Annotated in this window: 15 protein-coding genes; 8 read left to right on the top strand and 7 right to left on the bottom strand. The window is 39.8% G+C overall.

Features of this window, described 5'->3' with window-relative positions; all coding sequences use genetic code 11:
* Window positions 1-20: 20 nt before the first annotated feature.
* The 7 genes from QZ735_RS17905 (at window position 21) to QZ735_RS17875 (ending at window position 6,488) form a co-directional block, all read left to right on the top strand.
* Complete coding sequence (locus QZ735_RS17905) at window positions 21-1,547, top strand: FAD/NAD(P)-binding protein (RefSeq protein ID WP_294251436.1); 1,527 nt, start codon at window positions 21-23, stop codon at window positions 1,545-1,547.
* Window positions 1,544-2,575, top strand: coding sequence for a hypothetical protein (locus QZ735_RS17900; protein WP_294251433.1), 1,032 nt, complete (start codon window positions 1,544-1,546; stop codon window positions 2,573-2,575). The genes QZ735_RS17905 and QZ735_RS17900 overlap by 4 nt, the downstream gene beginning before the upstream one ends.
* A 73-nt stretch (window positions 2,576-2,648) precedes the next feature.
* Window positions 2,649-2,990, top strand: coding sequence for a hypothetical protein (locus QZ735_RS17895; protein ID WP_294251430.1), 342 nt, complete (start codon window positions 2,649-2,651; stop codon window positions 2,988-2,990).
* Window positions 2,991-3,036: 46 nt separating this feature from the next.
* On the top strand, window positions 3,037-3,402 hold the full coding sequence (locus QZ735_RS17890; protein ID WP_294251428.1) for a hypothetical protein: 366 nt from the start codon (window positions 3,037-3,039) through the stop codon (window positions 3,400-3,402).
* A gap of 37 nt (window positions 3,403-3,439) precedes the next feature.
* Window positions 3,440-3,949 carry a hypothetical protein gene (locus tag QZ735_RS17885; RefSeq protein ID WP_294251426.1) on the top strand — a complete coding sequence of 170 codons (510 nt, stop codon included), beginning with the start codon at window positions 3,440-3,442 and terminating at the stop codon, window positions 3,947-3,949.
* A gap of 153 nt (window positions 3,950-4,102) precedes the next feature.
* Window positions 4,103-4,618 carry a hypothetical protein gene (locus QZ735_RS17880; protein ID WP_294251424.1) on the top strand — a complete coding sequence of 172 codons (516 nt, stop codon included), beginning with the start codon at window positions 4,103-4,105 and terminating at the stop codon, window positions 4,616-4,618.
* A gap of 112 nt (window positions 4,619-4,730) precedes the next feature.
* Entirely contained in the window at window positions 4,731-6,488 is a 1,758-nt protein-coding gene (locus QZ735_RS17875) for a discoidin domain-containing protein (RefSeq protein WP_294251422.1), read from the top strand.
* Between the two features lie 197 nt (window positions 6,489-6,685).
* Here the strand turns inward: QZ735_RS17875 and QZ735_RS17870 are convergent, their stop codons facing one another.
* The 7 genes from QZ735_RS17870 to QZ735_RS17840 form a co-directional block, all read right to left on the bottom strand.
* Complete coding sequence (locus QZ735_RS17870) at window positions 6,686-7,531, bottom strand: alpha/beta hydrolase (RefSeq protein ID WP_294251419.1); 846 nt, start codon at window positions 7,529-7,531, stop codon at window positions 6,686-6,688.
* A gap of 100 nt (window positions 7,532-7,631) precedes the next feature.
* Window positions 7,632-9,902 (bottom strand): outer membrane beta-barrel family protein, encoded by a 2,271-nt coding sequence (locus tag QZ735_RS17865; protein WP_294251416.1) that lies wholly within the window; start codon window positions 9,900-9,902, stop codon window positions 7,632-7,634.
* Between the two features lie 503 nt (window positions 9,903-10,405).
* The gene (locus QZ735_RS17860) at window positions 10,406-10,747 is read right to left on the bottom strand and encodes a DUF3817 domain-containing protein (RefSeq protein ID WP_294251413.1); all 342 of its coding nucleotides are present in this window, start codon (window positions 10,745-10,747) and stop codon (window positions 10,406-10,408) included.
* A gap of 57 nt (window positions 10,748-10,804) precedes the next feature.
* A complete protein-coding gene (gene nadD / locus QZ735_RS17855; protein WP_294251411.1) occupies window positions 10,805-11,389 on the bottom strand; it encodes a nicotinate (nicotinamide) nucleotide adenylyltransferase in 585 nt (194 codons plus the stop codon).
* A 31-nt stretch (window positions 11,390-11,420) separates the two neighbouring features.
* Complete coding sequence (gene recJ / locus QZ735_RS17850) at window positions 11,421-13,133, bottom strand: single-stranded-DNA-specific exonuclease RecJ (protein WP_294251409.1); 1,713 nt, start codon at window positions 13,131-13,133, stop codon at window positions 11,421-11,423.
* Window positions 13,134-13,199: 66 nt separating this feature from the next.
* The gene (locus QZ735_RS17845) at window positions 13,200-14,573 is read right to left on the bottom strand and encodes an alpha-amylase family glycosyl hydrolase (RefSeq protein ID WP_294251406.1); all 1,374 of its coding nucleotides are present in this window, start codon (window positions 14,571-14,573) and stop codon (window positions 13,200-13,202) included.
* An 81-nt stretch (window positions 14,574-14,654) separates the two neighbouring features.
* Window positions 14,655-16,280, bottom strand: coding sequence for an ABC-F family ATP-binding cassette domain-containing protein (locus tag QZ735_RS17840; RefSeq protein WP_294251403.1), 1,626 nt, complete (start codon window positions 16,278-16,280; stop codon window positions 14,655-14,657).
* Between the two features lie 213 nt (window positions 16,281-16,493).
* On the opposite strand from QZ735_RS17840, the gene smpB reads away from it, so the two are divergent.
* A complete protein-coding gene (smpB, locus tag QZ735_RS17835) occupies window positions 16,494-16,952 on the top strand; it encodes an SsrA-binding protein SmpB (protein ID WP_294251400.1) in 459 nt (152 codons plus the stop codon).
* Window positions 16,953-17,101: the final 149 nt, after the last annotated feature.

Genomic DNA, 17,101 nt, shown 5'->3' with positions numbered 1-17,101 from the left:
CCCTGTTTCTAGGCAGTCTTATGATTCCTTTTTTACAATATTGCAGTAAGAAAGGAAAGTCGCTTCTGCTTAAAATTACAGGAACAGACCATGTGCTCGGCCATAAACTTTGGGCAAAAGATTTTCCGGAGGTTTCCGAAGAAGTCAGTACCCGATATCTAATTGTAGGCGGAGGCATTTCCGGTCTTTCGGCGTGCCGGTTTTTCAGCATGAATAATGAAAATGATTATCTGCTGGTAGAAATGGAAAGTCATGTAGGCGGAAATTCTTCCAATGGGCATAATAAATTCTCTAAGTTTCCCCTGGGTGCCCATTATCTGCCGTTACCCAACCGGGAAAATACTGAAATTATTGAATTTTTGAAGGAATGCGGAATTTATCAGGGGGATGATGAAAGCGGAGATCCTGTCCTGGATGAATATCAGATGACTTTTCCGCAACAGGAAAGGTTATTTTTTAAAAATTCCTGGCAGAATGACATCGTTCCGCAAAACGGGATTTCAGCAGTGACAAAAGCGGAACTGGAACGCTTTTTTGAAATGATGGACTATTTCCGGAATAAAAAAGATACACAGGGAAAATACTGGTTTGCTATTCCTGTCCATGATTCCAGCCGGGAAGATGACGTTATGCAGCTGGAAAAGAAAACCTTCAGAAACTGGCTTGAAAACGAAAATTTTAATTCCGGGGAATTGCTTTGGCTGCTGGATTATTCCTGCCGGGATGATTACGGTTTGGGAATAGATTATGTTTCGGCCTGGGCAGGGATTCATTATTTCGCCGGAAGAAAGAATAACTGGAGCAAAAAATACAAAGATCAGGTCTTTACCTGGCCGGAAGGAAATGCAAGACTGGCAAAACATCTCTCACAATATACTGAAGGAAGATCCTTACCGGATCATCTGGTTTTTGATGTAAAGATAACGGATCACCATGTTGAGGTTTTTAGTTTTGATAACCTTCAGAAAAAGACTAAAAAAATTATTGCTGAAAAAGTGCTTTTTGCCACACCGCAATTTGTTAACGAAAGAATTTTTAACAGTAAAAAGGCCGGAAAATTTAATTATGTTCCGTGGCTTTTAACGACCATTACCCTGCAGAACGGTTTTGGCGGGGATGAGGAAATGGCCTGGGATAATGTGATTTATGGATCCGAAGGTCTGGGGTACATTTATGATCAGCATCAGAATATAGATCAGATCATGGGTGAAAAAGTAATTACCTACTATAGAAGCTTTTCAACAAACGATTGTAAGCAGGCAAGGAAAAAGCTTTATCATTTAAAAGAAGATCAGCTGAGAAAAATGGTTGTGGAAGACCTGAAAAAGGCACATCCGCTGATTGAAGATTTTATAATCGATATGCAGTTTCACAAGATCGGCCATGCCATGATTGCACCGGTCCCTGATCAGATTTTTAAAAATTCTGAAAAAGCAAAGGCCTCTCTTGACGGACGGGTTTTCTTTGCACATTCCGATCTTTCCGGAATTTCTATTTTCGAGGAAGCTTTTTATCAGGGACTGAGAGCAGCTAAAGAGATGTTATGAGACAGCCATGGATCCATAATGCAAAAACAGACGGGTGGTTCATTTTATCACCGCCTTTCTTTATCTTGTTAATTATTTTTTTCTTCCAAAATCAGATTCAGAAGCTGGAAAATCAGTATTCTTTTTACACCTGGCTTTTTCTGATTGTTTTTGTAGATGTGGCCCATGTGTATTCCACTTTATTCAAAACCTATTTCGTAAAAGAAGAAATCCGCAGGAAAAAATTTTTGTATTATGGAATTCCTGTATTAAGCTGGGCTTTAGGGCTCATCCTATATCAGTTCGGCAGCCTTACCTTTTGGTCGGTTCTGGCTTTGATCGCTGTTTTTCATTTTATCAGGCAACAGTATGGTTTTACGAGGATCTATGCCAGGTTTGAACCTGATCACTGGAGTAAAAACATTGATGAAATCGCAGTTTACTCGGCCACGATTTTCCCGATGCTGTATTGGTTTAAGACGCCGCGGGCCTTTACCTGGTTTGTGGAAAACGAATTCGGATGGCTTCACCAGGTGCCGGATTATACGCCGGCCATTACCTTTCTGTATTTCGGAATTTTAATACTCTGGCTATCGAAAACCTTGTACGGCATTGTAAAGACAAAACAGGTTAATATCCCTAAAACAGCTGTAATTGCAGGTACCTATGTTTCCTGGTATTTCGGAATTGTATATTTTAACAATGACTTAATTTTCACTTTCTTAAATGTCGTTTCACATGGAATTCCTTATATAGCCTTAATTTACATCAGGGAAATAAAACAGAAAGATGCCACCCAACTGAAAGGGCTTTCTTTATTTAAATCTTCTTTCGGAATACTCCTCTTTATTTTTGTCATTCTCGGATTTGCATTTTTTGAGGAATTTTTATGGGAAATCCTGGTGTGGAAAGAACATGTTTCATTGAACCTGAATGTCTCTATAAACTGGTTTCAGTTTTTGATTCCTTTACTAGTCGTTCCTCAGCTTACCCATTATTTGCTGGACGGCTTTATCTGGAAAAATTCAAAAAGGGGAAGCGGAATTTAGTTGTAAAGTATTCTTAATATTTAACGTTTTATTAAAATTCAAACTTCATTATTGATATAACTAAAGATTGTAAATGAGCAGAAATAAGATTTTAACAGCAATACTGTTTATTATTGGAATACTATTTTTGTATAATCGTATATTTTCATCAGAAAATGTAAGTGGCTTTTTAGATGAAATGAGAGAAAAGGAAATCAAATCATCAATTACCGGAAAATATATCAACCACAATAATCACAATATACCATTTTTAGTCTACGGAAACAAGGATAGCATCATTATCTACAAAGATTGGTGGGATCAGATTTTTATTGGAGATTCAATAATAAAACCAAAAGGTTCTGTAGAAATACGTATAAAAAATTCAAATCGATTTGAAAAATTTAATTACGAAGATAAATTTGGTTTGGAATAAGTGTGCTAATTCCTTTGCAAATGACGATACTCATCTTTAAGAAAAAATGAATATAACAGCTGTTGCCGCCGAAGTTTTCGCCAAGGAAAATTTATTGGCAAGTACAAAAATAGACGAAATAAGTCTTAATAGAAATAAGTTTGGAGAACTAGAAATACGTATGACCATCAGTGGTTTTTCCGGAAATAGCGATTATTCAAAAATAAACTTATTGTTTAGCGGCATTATAGAATTCAAATTTTACCATACTCATATATATAATTTTTATAATATTGAAGATTTTAAATTATTGCATATAAATAATTTGATTTATATAAGTTTTGATCCTGATACTTCTAACGACAAAAAGTCAGACGATGATTCTGATTTCATCCTTGCCAAAACGCTTGAATTATTTATTTTGAATAAGTGATTTATCGCTTAACTGTCTTATTGAGAAAAAGAGTCTTATGAAATATTTTGTTTATGCACTTGATCATACTTATACCAATGAAATAAGTTTCAGTACTAAGCTTTTGGGATTCTGTGATGATATAGAGGGTCTTGAAAAAATAAAAAAGGAAGCTTTAAACTTATCAGGATTCTCCAGATATCCTGATAGTTTCATCATTAACAAATACATTTTGGATAAAGTATATTGGAAAAACGGATTTGAAACTATTATAGGAGAAATGGGAAGGGATTATCTTTGCGAAGGTGATCATTCAATAGATGAAACGTTTTTATCGGTAAAAGAATTAGGTTTACAATCAGTTTTCAGCGTGAGTCACAGCTATACGATCCATAGGTATTTGGATGATGAAAGATTTATAGGTGTTTTTTCTTCAAGAGAAAATGCTGAACAAGCAGTAGAGAATCTTAAAAAACAAGATGGATTTATTCTGCATCCGGAAGATTTCGATATCAGTGAGCTGGACCTTAATGATCTTCTTTGGAAGTCCGGATTTAGTTCGGTTTAAAATGTTGTAGAAATACTAAGTAATGGGATAGTGAAATCTAAAAAATGATGAGAGATCTGCAAATCGTTCCGAGAATGCAGGACAATCTACAGAGAATATAAAAAAAGATAAAGTAATAGAAATAAAGAGGTTAAAATATTAAAGAACTGTTAGATGGAAATACTAAATGTTAAGATTAAAAATTTCTCTGATTATATTTTAGGCGTTAAGCTTTATGATAATGGAAATTTAGTGATAACTGCATCAAATCCTGTTGATTATGTTCTGGATGGTGTAAAGTTTATTAATCGAAAAAGAATAGAAAGTATTACATACGAAAGTGACAGTTTTAAAAACAGGATTATGGAATTAAAATTTCAAAGATATTTGGATTCCTTAAATTTAAAGAGGTTTAAAGGTTTCGAAATAAATAATTTCCAAAGTCTGTCTACAACAATTAAAGAAGAAAGTTTATTATGTGAATTTTCTTTTAACAAAGAAGATGTCGTTTACATTGGGAATATTATAAATGTTCACGCAAGCTCAATCGATGTGAATTTTTATGATGAAAAGTGTCGATTCGTTGAAAATGATAGTATAGATTATGAAAGTATGACCAGCATTACCATTCTTTCCGATTATTTAAATAGCCTCTCGGACTTTATGAAAATCAATTCATTGTTTGTTTAAATGAAAGTCACTTAAAAATACAATACATGCTGACAATATGCTTACCTCCAGAGCAAAAACTTCAGCAGGTCAAAAAACTTACCTATTTTTGTGAAATAAGAAACCATAGATTATGCATAAGTACTTTCTGATGTTCATAGTGCTGTTCGGAGCGATGGGCCTGAACGCCCAGCAGAAGACCTATTGTAACCCGATTAATATCGATTACGGCTATACCCCGTTTGAAGTCTTTTCCAGACAGGGGAAACACCGGGCCACTGCCGATCCCGTAATCGTCAATTTTAAAAATAAACTCTTCCTGTTCTCCACCAATCAGGAAGGCTACTGGTACAGTGACGATATGCTCGACTGGAAATTCGTGAAAAGAAAGTTCCTGAGAGACAACAAATATATCCACGACCTGAACGCACCGGCAGTCTGGGCAATGAAAGATACGCTGTATGTTTTCGGTTCTACCTGGGAACAGGATTTTCCGATCTGGAAAAGTACGAATCCGACAAAGGACGACTGGAAAATTGCCGTTGATACGTTGAAAGTGGGTGCATGGGACCCGGCTTTTCATTACGATGAAGACAAGAACAAATTATACCTGTACTGGGGATCCAGCAACGAATGGCCTTTATTGGGAACCGAAGTGAAAACAAAGACATTGCAGTCCGAAGGGTTTGTAAAACCTATTCTGCGGTTAAAACCGGAAGACCACGGATGGGAAAGATTCGGGGAATATAACGATAATGTTTTCCTTCAGCCCTTTGTGGAAGGAGCCTGGATGACCAAGCATAACGGAAAATATTATATGCAGTACGGCGCACCGGCCACCGAATTCAGCGGCTACTCCGATGGGGTGTATGTGAGCAACAAGCCGCTGGAAGGCTTTGAATACCAGCAGCACAATCCGTTTTCCTACAAACCGGGAGGTTTTGCCAGGGGAGCCGGGCATGGAGCGACTTTTGAAGACAACTATAAAAACTGGTGGCATATCTCAACCATTTTTATTTCAACCAAAAATAATTTCGAAAGAAGGCTGGGCATCTGGCCGGCAGGATTCGATAAGGATGATGTGATGTACTGCAATACGGCGTACGGTGATTATCCGACCTATCTTCCGCAATATGCCCAGGGAAAAGACTTTTCAAAAGGCCTGTTCGCAGGCTGGATGCTGCTGAATTACAACAAGCCCGTCCAGGTTTCTTCTACCTTGGGAGGCTATCATTCCAATTACGCGGTGGATGAAGACATTAAAACCTATTGGAGTGCCAGATCCGGGAATGCCGGGGAATGGTTCCAGACGGATCTGGGCGAAGTTTCCACCATCAATGCCATTCAGATCAACTATGCGGATCAGGATGCGGAATTTATGGGAAAGACACTGGGTAAGATGCACCAGTACAAAATCTATGGTTCCAGTGACGGTAAAAAATGGAGCGTGATGGTGGATAAAAGCAAGAATACCAAAGATGTCCCGCATGATTATATAGAACTGGAAAAACCTGCCCGGGCCAGGTTCCTGAAGATGGAAAACCTGAAAATGCCGACCGGGAAATTCGCCTTAAGCGGATTCAGGGTATTCGGAAAGGGAGCCGGAGCCGTTCCCGGCAAAGTACAGAACTTCGTGCCGCTGAGGGCAGACCCTAAGAAATACGGCGAAAGAAGAAGCATCTGGATGAAATGGCAGCAGAATTCCGATGCCGACGGCTATGTGATCTACTGGGGAAAATCCCCGGATAAATTGTACGGAAGCATCATGGTATATGGCAAAAACGAATATTTCTTCACCGGAGCCGACCGCACGGACCCTTATTATTTCCAGATTGAAGCCTTCAATGCCAACGGAACTTCGGAAAAGACGGAAATTTTTAAGTCAGAATAAAAACCAAACGCTTTGATATTTTCAAAGCGTTTGTTTTTGAAACATTTTAAAATACAGGATTTAAGAAATCTAATAATGTTCGTAACTATTATTTGCTGAATGAACATGTCATGCTGGGCTTGTCGAAATATCTTTACGAATGAAAATCTGCAACCGCAGTATAGACCGTTCTTGCGTCGGTAGCGTTAAATTATTCTTTATTTTTTATCCACCGTTTTAAGAAAATCTTCAATCTTCTTAACTAGAAACGATGCATGAGGCGGTCGCTCCCATCCCACATGGTCTCCGTTAAATTCATACGATTCATGATAAACCTTATTTCTGGTTAAAACCGAATCCAGAATCTTTTTTTGTGAAATCGGAACCACATGATCAGCCGTACCGTAATAGGAAAGGGTGGGCGCAGAGACTGGTGTAATCCAATGAACCGGGCTTCCGAAGTCCATTAATGAAAGCTTACCATCAATAAGTTTCGGGTCGATGAGGTGCTTTTCCACAAAAGAATAATCATCATAATTTTTGAATCCAGGATCATTCAGATCTGCCGGTCCTACGATATTCACGACAGCTTTTACTTTCTTTTCGTGATCGTAATGATAAGCGTAAAACATGGAGAGATAGCCGCCGGCGCTGTTTCCGAGAAGAATATATTTCGGTTTTATATTTAATTTCTTCTCCACAAAATTCATGGCAACTTTTATATCATCGGTCTGATCGGGAAGTGCAAAACGGGTTGTCGAAGCCAGCCGATACTCAAGATTCACAAAAATAGCATGAGGAAATTTTTTCATCAGATCAAACGTAAAACTGGTAAGCTCTGATTTTCTTCCGCCCCGCCAGCCGCCGCCATGAATGATAATAAATACATCTCTTAAATCCGCATTCTTATCCGGAATATAGAGATCCATCTTTTGAGCATTATCTTTTCCATACGAAATATTCTGTTCTGCTCTAAAAATATTGTTTCCTAGATCAATCTTTTTTTGCCGGCAGCCTGAAAAGATCAATGCCATGGCGAAGAAAATGAACAGCCGCTTTTCCATAGGGTTTATTTAAATGGTAATTGACTTAAAAATAAAAAAAACTCACTGATTTCCCAGCGAGTTTACATAAAAAATAATTAGTTATATGAAGAAATGGTTATTATCTGGTCCTGTTTTTAATGGCGTCGGAAGCACTCTCGATATCCCGTACCTTTTTCACTTTCTTGTTTCCGAAATTGTAGGTAAGGCTTACGGTGATGTTTCTCCTGAACATGTCATTTTTAATATAATTATAGTTTCCATTGTCCTGCAGATCCTCTATTTCCACCACATTCGTTCTCAGTACGTCATTTACATTTACGGCAAAAGTCCAGTCGTTCCAGTTTTTCTTGATGCTCAGATCCAGGCTCATCAGGCTTTTCAGGACCCCGAGCTCAATCTGCTGCTTGTCTACATAAAAGTAATTCACTCCCAGGAACCAGGTTTTCTTTTTATCCAGACGGATGGTATTGTTGCTGGTAATGATGAAGCTGGTGGATTTCCTGTTGTTGACATACGTATCGAAAACCTGGCCTGTCGTAGGATCCGTATTCAGGGTACCGTTGTTGATATTGTGCTGTAAGCCGGCGTTGAAATTTAAAGTCAGGTATTGTCTGAAAAGTGATTTCTGGATACCCAGCATAGCTGACATTTCCTGCTTATCTCCGAAATTGGTCCGGATATAGGCCAGCTTCACTCTCTTCATTTCTTTGTCATCAACATATTCTTTCTGCAAAGGGACCTGTGTGATCTGGTTTTTTTCATACGTATGGTTCAGGATGATGAAATAAGAGTTTTTGTACATATAGGTCAGCTCCTGGTTATAATTTGAAGAGGCTTTTACAAACGGGTTGTTCTGGGTGTAATTGTCTTCCGTAATGATATTCCTTACCGGATTCAGTTCCCAGAAGCTCGGTCTTCCCATCCTGCTGGAGAAGGCATACGAAATATTATTCTTGTCATTGATGGCATAGTTGAAGCTCAGGTACGGAAGCAGGTTTTGATAGTTCTGTTTAATTTCCTGACGGGAAGAAATTCCGTTTTTCTGGCTGTCTGCTGTTCCCAGGCTGTTGGTGATTTCATACCGGGCACCCACTTTTCCGGAAAATTTATCGGAGAATTTCTTCTCAAAAGTAAGGTACAGCCCGTAAATATTTTCATCATAGATAAAATGGTTGAAATCGGTCTGGCTGACTGTGCCGTCGAATCCGTCAATATCCATGTACTGGTATGTATAATTGTAATTTTTGGTGTCGTTATCAGTTTGGGTTTTATTGAAATTACCGCCGGCAGAAAAGGTGAAATCATTCCTGAACTTCTGGATGTAGTCTACCGTTCCGGAAAAGTTGTTCACAACCTGCGGGATATCCTGGATGATCTTTCTGCTTGTTCTTGAAAATCCTGAGTTGCTATTGCCTGCGATGTCGGAAACAAGGGTATTGTTGTCTGAATACTGGAATCTTTTATAGATGAGGTAAGCCGCATTGGCATTGAACTTACTCCCCAGGGAATCGAGCTTTATTTCATAATTTAAATTGACAGAATTATTGTAATTTCTCGCATCTTCCTTATTTTTCGTCCTCGTGTAACTGGTTTCCAGCACTCCTTTATTGGGCTGAACAAGGGTATTCAGAAGATCGATGGTAGAATTGTAACTTTTATTCGCCCATGAGTTCCAAGAAAGGGCCAGGTTGCTTTTTTCGTTCAGCTGATAGTCGATGTTCAGATAGCCGCCGAGGTTTTTATTAGGGTCATCAATATTTCCTACCGACTCGTTTCGTACCTGCCCGATTCCGTTTCTCAGCACATAAGCCTGGGGGTTGATGTTTTCCCCGCCGCTCAGGTTAGCGTTGATTCCAAGCTTGTCCTTTCTGTAATTGACGGAGAAGCTGGCATTGCTGGCATTGTATTTATTTTGGGAATTGGACATCCTCATGTTTCCGCTGGTTCCGTCGCTCATTTTCTTCTTCAGCACAATATTGATGATGCCGTCTGAAGATTCCACCTGGTATTCGCTTCCGGGAACCGTAATCACTTCAATTTTCTGGATATTTTCAGCAGGTGTGTTTTTCAGGAACTGGGTCAGTGATTCAGCATCCATATTGCTTTTCCTGCCGTTGATGTAGATCAGGACATTATTCTTGCCTGCAATTTTAAAGGTCTTGTCATCAGTGGTGGAAAGAAGGGGAGTCTGTCTCAGAAGATCAAATGTTGTATTTCCTTTTGCTACCGGTGAAGCGGCTACATCGTAGACAAAACGGTCACTCTGCTTCTTGAATACCTGTTTCGTCAGGGTAACGGCTTCAATGCTTTTTGTTTTTACACTGTCCTTTTTTTGGGCAAATGTAAGACCGCTGAAAAATAAGGCTGCAATAAGGATAGGCGTTTTCATGTTTTATAATTTAGAGAGTTTTAATAGCTTGTATTTGTTATTATTTAACATTGCAAAGATATATAATAAATTAAGTATCTTGCAATACAAAGTACTTAAAAATATTTTAAATGATGTTTAAGCATTTGATAATCAATAGGTAAATTTTTGATTAAATTTTTAATAATTGTATCTGTGTTCTCTATAAAGACAATTTTAAGCACAATTCTGTTACATCAGAAAATATAATTTTATGGAATTTCATCAGATCTGGAAATGAAAGCAGATGTCAAAAAATGATTTTTTAAAGGCTTATACGGTCCTAGTTCGATAAAATCCCGTAAAGAAGGCATTGGAAAATTGAGCATCATCCAAAAAAAAAGAGATCCGAAGATCCCTTGATACTTATACTGTAATTTTGCATTACCCATTACCCATTACCCATTACCCATTACCCATTACCCATTACGCATTACCCATTACCTATTACCTATTACCCATCAACCATTTACAACCAGCCAAAACTATTCCCTGTCAAAACGGGCCAGTTTTTTATCGACCCAGATGGTGGCGAAAGGAAAAAAGGCTGACATCAGGGCAAATACAAAATCCTCATCATCCCAGTCATAAATTTTCCTGGCCGGAAGGCAGAGCAACAGATAGAGCGTGAAGAAAAGGCCGTGGATATTCCCTACGATGATAATGAATACCGTCGCCAGTACACCTTCGTCATCATATCTTTTCCAGATCATGGCAATACCATAAAGCAGGAAGCAGGTAACAGCCTCTGCAATACAGACCTGCTTGAACCATCTGATGATTTTTTCCTGAGGATATTTTGAGAAAAACTTTTCAATAAAATTCATAATAAGCGAATCAATAATTTAAAAACATCTGCATAAGGATGGTTTGGGTACATCCGGTTATTTGTAAAAACTGCTTCCATCCAGGTAATCGAAGACTTCCGGGGGAAGCATCGGCCGCACGTTTTTCCCGATTCTGATCATATTCCTGATTTCCGTAGCCGACAGCTCTATTACCGGAGCCTTAATCAGTGAGATATTTTCATGCTGCAGGTATTCCGGTTCCTTTTTTTCTTCTTTAAACACCCGTGGATATACAATGATGTGATGATGTTTAATAAGCTGTTCGTAGTTCTTCCATTTCGGCAGGCTGTTGAGGTTATCTTCCCCCATAATCAGGCTGAAGGAATAGTCCGGGTACTTTTCATGCAGATACGTCAGCGTATCAATTGTATAGCTGGGTTTCTGCAGGGAAAACTCCACATTGGAAGCCCGCATATTGGGATAATTCTTAATGGCCAGCTGCACCATATCCAGGCGGTTATGATCATTAAGCAGTGATTTTTTATCTTTAAAAGGATTCTGCGGACTCACGACGAACCACAGCTCATCCATATCGGAATTTTCAAGGATATAATTGGCCAGGATAAGATGGCCGATATGAACCGGATTGAAAGAGCCGAAAAATAAACCGATCTTCTTCATTGTTCTGAAAAAATGACGGGACGGAATGGCTTCAGTCCCTGAATTTTACGTCTTTGATATTGAGATAGTGGGTTACATTCCCTTTCCAGTGGTTTTCTTCCAGGGTAAAAACAAGGTCGAAATTCTTATTCCTGAAATCATCGGCAAACTGTCCCAGCTTGAAGCCTACGCATTCAATGTTTCTGCCGGTAGACTCCTGCCGGATATAGAATTTAAGGTGGTTGTTGTCTTTGCCCATCGTTTTGATATAGCCTGAAACCCTTTGATTGGTCAGGGCCAGCACAGGCTTCATATTATGAGGGCCGAAAGGAGCCAGTTTACGGTGGAAATTGATAAACTCCCGGTTGATTTCATCAATCTGCACTTCTGAATCAATGGTGATCGACGGTTCTTTCTGATGTTCTTTGATTTTTTCAGAAACAATTCTTTCGAATTTTTCTTTGAAAGCGGCAAATTTTTCCTTTTCCATGGAAAGGCCGGCTGCAGCATGATGGCCTCCGAACTTCAGGAAGTACTCGGAGCACATATCCAGGGCTTCATGCACATCAAAATCCGATACGGACCTTGCAGACGCAACCATTTCCCCATTGTTTCCGTCTGTGAAAACAAGGGTAGGCTTATAATAGGTTTCAATCAGCCTGGAAGCAACAATCCCGATCACGCCTTTGTTCCATTCCGGATGGTACACGATGGTGGTGTATTTGGTCTCCTGCTGCGATTCGATCACCTGGTTCAGGGCTGAAAGGGTGGAATTCATATCGAGTTCCCGCCTTTCATCGTTGAGGCTCATGATATCATCAACAATCTGATGGGCATGTTTCAGGTTATCAGAAACCATCAGTTCCACTGCAGCTTTCCCATGGGAAATCCTGCCAGCAGCGTTAATTTTCGGGGCAATCTCAAAAACAATATTGGAGATTTCAAAATGGGAAAGTTTGTCATCAGGAATCAGAAGCCGTAAACCTAAATTTCTCGTTTTACGGAGTGTCTTCAGGCCGAGCTTGGCCAGAACCCGGTTTTCACCGGTCATGGATACGATGTCTGCTGCAATGGAGATCGCCAGCAGGTCGGTAAGTTCAAAAAGTTCGGCTTCAGGAATCTTATAGATGGTATTCAGTCCCTGGCAGAGCTTAAAACCTACGCCGCAGCCTGAAAGTTCCTTAAAGGGATAACGGCAGTCTCTCCGCTTCGGATCCAGCACGGCAACAGCCTTCGGGATCTCATCTCCGGGCAAATGGTGATCACAGATAATAAAATCGATCCCCAGATCGCCGGCATAATTGATCATGTCCAGTGCTTTGATTCCGCAATCCAGCGCAATAATCAGGGAAAACCCGTTTTCTTTCGCAAAATCAATTCCTTCGGTCGAAATACCGTACCCTTCAGAATTTCTGTCCGGGATATAAAAATCAATATAACTTTTCTGAACGATTTTGCTGAGGTACAGGTACATCAGGGCAACGGCAGTCGTACCGTCGACGTCATAATCGCCGTAAACCATTATTTTTTCCCCGTTTTCGATTGCATTGGCAATCCGCTCTACGGCTTTCTGCATATCGGCCATCAGAAAAGGGTTGTGGATGTCGGTAAGATTCGGCTTGAAAAATTCCCGGGCCTTTTGATAATTGTCAATTCCTCTCATAACGAGGAGTTTAGATTCAAAAGTTCCAAAACCAAGTGACGAACTTAATCCATCCACAATTTCCTCATCAGGTTCGGGCTTGTAAATCCATTTTTGACTCATTTCACAAAAATAGGGAATTTTTTTTTAGAAACTGCTTAATTTATAAAGGCTTCATACGTTAGTATTTTATTTATTCTTCACCAGAACCCTGTAATCCCAGGCTCTGAGTTTCAGGCGGGTTTTGTCATTTGAAATGATGACCGGCTTACCTGAAAAGACTTCGGTGTAGCTGCTTTTGACCGCTTTACTATCTAAAATCACTTCTGTCTCCTGATCCGAAAAATTGATGACGGTAAGCACGGCATCGCCGTTTTTTTCCCTGTAGAATGAAAGCACCTTATTCATATTATCATTGGTTACCCTTTCCATTTCCCCGCCCCATTTCCCGTTCCAGAGGGCCTGGTTTTCGTGCTTGAGACGGAACAGTTTTTCATATATTCCGGAAAATTTATGGTCTTTCCATTCAATCAGGTCCTTTTCAAAAAACGCAAGGCTTCTGTTCAGTCCTGCTTCCTGGCCGCTGTACACCAGGGGCATGCCATTTACAGTGCTGCAGAAGACCATTGCGGCTTCAAGTCCGTCTCCGAAATTGGAAAACTGGTTTCCTTCCCATGAATTCTTGTCATGGTTATCAGTAAAGGTCATCCGGTAAGAATCAAACGGAAAGCTGTTGACATCATGGGCCATATATTCAAACAGCGCCGGTGCTCCTTTCTTCTCGATAGTCGCCTGCTTCAGTTTATCCCAGAGCGTCCAGGAATAGGTCATATCAAAAGATTTCCGGTAAAGGTCACGGGATTCCCATTCGGCAAGCATAAAAACGGGTTTTACAAGGTCCAGTTCCGCTCTGGCATTTTCCCAGAAGTCTACAGGAATAAACCCGGCCACATCACAGCGGTAACCATCGATATCTGTTTCTGAAACCCAGTATCTGAGGGCGTCGGTCATATATTTTCTGAAATCCGGATGGCTGTAATCGAAATCAATCACATCATCCCAGTCATACCAGGGAGTGGGCTGAAATTTTCCTTCACGGGTCTTGGTGTACCAGTCCGGGTGCTGTCTGGTCAAAGGGTTGTCCCAGGCAGAATGATTTCCTACCCAGTCGATAATCACATGCATTCCCATGCCGTGGATTTTGCTGACCAGACTTTTAAAATCAGCCAGGGAGCCGAAATCAGGATTAATTCCCCTGAAATCTTTCACTGAATAATAACTTCCGAGTTTACCTTTTCTGTGAACTTCCCCGATCGGATGAATGGGCATCAGCCAGATAATATCAACACCCATTTTCTTCAGCCTGGGAAGATGTTTTTCAAATGCTTTGAACGTGCCTTCCGGAGTATACTGCCGGATGTTGACTTCATAAATGGTTGCGTTTTTCGTCCATTCCGGATGTGTAATTTCCACATACGGTTTGGGTTGGTAACGCGGATCCGTGGTTTGTCCGTAAGCAGAGAAAAAGAGCATCAGGATGAGGAGGGAATATATTTTTTCCATAGGATGATATATTTTACCCTAAGGTATAAATAAAAAAGCGTTCCCGGTGGAAACGCTTTTTTTTATTTTATGTATTCTGGCTTATGAATACATTTTCTCTCTCAGTTCCTTTACTTTTTTATCAGCAAGGTACTCATCATACGTCATTTCACGGTCAATGATTCCGTTCGGTGTAAGTTCGATAATCCGGTTACAGACTGTGGAAAGCATTTCGTGGTCATGAGAAGACAGCAGGATGTTTCCTTTGAAGTTGGACAAGGAGTTGTTCAGTGTCGTGATACTTTCAAGGTCTAAGTGGTTGGTAGGTTCGTCAAGCAAAAGGATATTGGCTTTCTGAAGCATCATTCTGCTGAACATACATCTCATTTTTTCACCTCCGGAAAGTACTTTACATGATTTTAAAGCTTCATCACCGGAGAAAAGCATTCTTCCTAAAAATCCTCTTACGAATTCTTCGTGACGCTCTTCATCATTTTTAGTGAACTGTCTTAACCAGTCTACCAGGCTTAAATCTTCCTGGAAGAAGTTGGTGTTGTCCAAAGGCATGTGAGACTGTGTTGTAGTAACACCCCACGCAACAGTTCCTTTGTCTGCTTCAACATTTCCGGCTAGAATCTCGAAGAATTCAGTAATGGCTAATGAGTTTTTAGATAAAACAGCCACTTTGTCTCCCTTCTTAAGATTCAGGTCGATATTCGAGAATAACAATTCCCCGTCTTTGGTTTTCTCAAGACCTTTTACATCAAGGATCTGGTCTCCTGCCTCTCTTTCCATTTCGAAAATAATGGCCGGGTATCTTCTGGAAGAAGGCTTGATATCATCGATGTTCAGTTTATCGATCATTTTCTTTCTTGCAGTAGCCTGCTTGGCTTTAGCAACGTTGGAGCTGAATCGGGCGATGAAGTCCTGAAGCTCTTTTTTCTTTTCTTCCGCTTTTTTATTGGCCTGCGCTCTCTGTCTTGTTGCCAGCTGGGAAGCCTGGTACCAGAAAGAGTAGTTACCAGTATACAGGTTTAGCTTCGCATAATCAAGGTCACCGATATGGGTACAAACCGTATCCAGGAAGTGACGGTCGTGGGATACTACGATTACGGTATTTTCATAATCTGCGAGGAAATCCTCAAGCCACGAAATCGTATCGATATCCAGGTCGTTGGTAGGCTCATCGAGGATCAGTACATCCGGGTTTCCGAAAAGCGCCTGAGCCAGTAACACCTTTACTTTGTCTTTATTCTCAAGCTCGCTCATCATCTGCCAGTGCATGCTTTCGTCCTTTATTCCTACATTCGACAGCATGGTCTGAGCATCAGACTCTGCAGTCCATCCTCCCATCTCGTCATACACAACACCCAGTTCCCCGGCTTTGATCCCGTCTTCATCAGAGAAGTCTTCTTTCGCATATAATGCGTCCATCTCCTCTTTTATCTCGAATAATTTTTTGTTACCTCTTAAAACAGCTTCCAGAACAGTATATTGATCATAAGCAAAGTGATCCTGCTCCAGAACAGACATCCTTTTTCCAGGCTCAAGAGATACATGTCCTGTAGTTGGGTCCTGTTTTCCGGTCAATATTTTAAGGAATGTAGACTTTCCTGCACCATTTGCTCCGATAATCCCGTAGCAGTTTCCTTTTGTAAACATGATGTTTACCTCGTCAAAAAGAACTCTTTTCCCGAATTGTAAAGATAAGTTAGATACTGTTAACATATAGTTTTGTAAATTTGGCGCAAAAATACAAAAAGAATTTGGGTATTTCGTAATAATGTCATATTCAAGTTTTTAAATATGGCCTGTTTTTTCCATAAGAAAAGGAAATAAATCCGCAGGTCCCAGAGTATGGCAGCATCAGATCAAGAAATGATAAAAGGTCAAGATTTAAAAAATCCCGCAGCCATCTGGATAACAGCATAAACTTTAGAAATGAAAATCGAAAAAACAGTAAATATAGTTAACAGGAGGGCCCGTTTTGAATATGAAATCCTTGAAGATTATGAAGCGGGAATGGTACTTACCGGTACCGAAATAAAATCTTTGCGCTCTTCTAAAGCATCTATCGCAGAATCCTTCTGTCAGTTTATTGATGGGGAATTGTACATCATCAACATGATGATTGATGAGTACAAACTGGGCACTTTTTACAACCACAAAACAAAAAGGGAACGGAAATTGCTGTTGCACAAAAAAGAATTACAAAAACTTGAAAAGAAACTAAAGGACGCCGGGAATACGATTATCCCTCTGAAATTATATATCAACGACAAGGGAAAAGCAAAGGTTCTGATTGCACTGGGAAGAGGTAAAAAACTCTTTGATAAAAGGGAAAGCATGAAAGATAGAGAAAATAAACGGAACCTCGACAGAATATTAAAGAAAAGTTAAAAATCACCCGCAAAACTTTGTTTATAAAGAAAAATTATATTTATTTTGCATTATCAATTATTTAATCATTTAATTCTATGAAAAATCTAAAATTAGGAATTTCAGCATTGGCACTTACTGTTGCTTCTACTGTGTTCGCTCAGACTACC

The organism is uncultured Chryseobacterium sp. (assembly GCF_913776365.1).
Taxonomy (GTDB): domain Bacteria; phylum Bacteroidota; class Bacteroidia; order Flavobacteriales; family Weeksellaceae; genus Chryseobacterium.
This window is presented reverse-complemented; position numbering and strand designations above follow the sequence as displayed.